General features: G+C 79.1%; 1 protein-coding gene and 1 pseudogene. Both read left to right on the top strand.

All coding sequences use genetic code 11. The features are described 5' to 3' along the window. Positions 1–229: 229 nt before the first annotated feature. Entirely contained in the window at positions 230–466 is a 237-nt protein-coding gene (locus DKT68_RS00035; protein WP_146218240.1) for a hypothetical protein, read from the top strand. A gap of 302 nt (positions 467–768) precedes the next feature. Further along, a pseudogene (locus DKT68_RS00030) lies at positions 769–1103 on the top strand (hypothetical protein); the annotation flags it as partial.

Raw genomic sequence — 1103 nt, 5'->3', positions numbered from 1 at the left:
GAGTCGCCCTGGGCGTATCCGCCGCAGCGCCCGGCCGCCGCCTCGTCGTGGGCCGTCCCGGTCGCGCCGGCCGGGCGCTGCGGCGGATACGCCCAGGGCGACTCGGTCACCGGTCGTGCCGTTCCGACGGCAGGATCGTCTTCCCCGGTGCCGGTGCCGGTGCCGGTGCCGGTGGCCCGGGTCGGCGCCGGTGCGGCCGTTGTGGGATCCGCCGGCGTGGTTCCGCCCGTTGCCGGGTCCGCTCGTTGCGGAACGGGGCGGCCGGGCGTTGCGGGACCGCTGGGCGTTGCGCGACCGCCGGGCGTTGCTGGACCGCCGGTTGCCGGACCGCCGGGCGCTGCTGGACCGCCGGGCGCTGCTGGACCGCCGGGCGCTGCTGGACCGCCGGGCGTTGCCGGACCGCTGGGCGTTGCCGGACCGTTGGCGGCTGCCGGGCGGTCGGCTGATGTCGGGCGGTCCAGGGTGAACGGCAGGTCGAGGTCGACGCCGCCCGGCGCGATCGGCGGTGCGGGGACGGCGACTGGCTTCGGGTCGCCGGCCTGCACCGGTGCCGCGCCGGGCGTGGGACTCGCGGTCCCGGGCGTGCGGTTCGTCGTGTCGGATGTCGGGGTCGCGGACCCGGGAGGGGGATTCGGCGTGCCGGCCGCGGCGCTCGCTTCCGACGCGGGACCGGCTGGACTCGGCGTGGGGCTGGTTGCGCCCGACCCGGGGCTGGTCGCACGGGACGCGGGACTGGCTGCCACGGGGGCGGGGTTGGGTGCCCACGGCGTGGGGTCGGCCGACGCGGACGGGGCGCTCGCCGTTCCGGCCGGGCTGCTCGTCGACGGGGTGCTCGCCGCCCCGGGCGGGCTGTTCGTGCCCGTGGGTGCGGTGCGCGGCGTCGCGGTGCCTGCCGGGCTCGCGGAGGTGTCCGTGCGCCCGGGCGTGTCGGCGGTGCTGCTCGCGGGCCCGGTCGAGCTGACCGGACCGGCGGCCCAGGCCATCGCGCCGTTCCCCGGCCCGAAGCCGGCAGCCGCCGCAGGACCGTTCTCCGGCACGAATCCGGCAGCCGCCGCAGGACCGTTCTCCGGCACGAATCCGGCAGCCGCCGCAGGACCGTTCCC

Source organism: Micromonospora acroterricola (assembly GCF_003172955.1).
Classification (GTDB): Bacteria; Actinomycetota; Actinomycetes; order Mycobacteriales; family Micromonosporaceae; genus Micromonospora; species Micromonospora acroterricola.
This window is presented reverse-complemented; position numbering and strand designations above follow the sequence as displayed.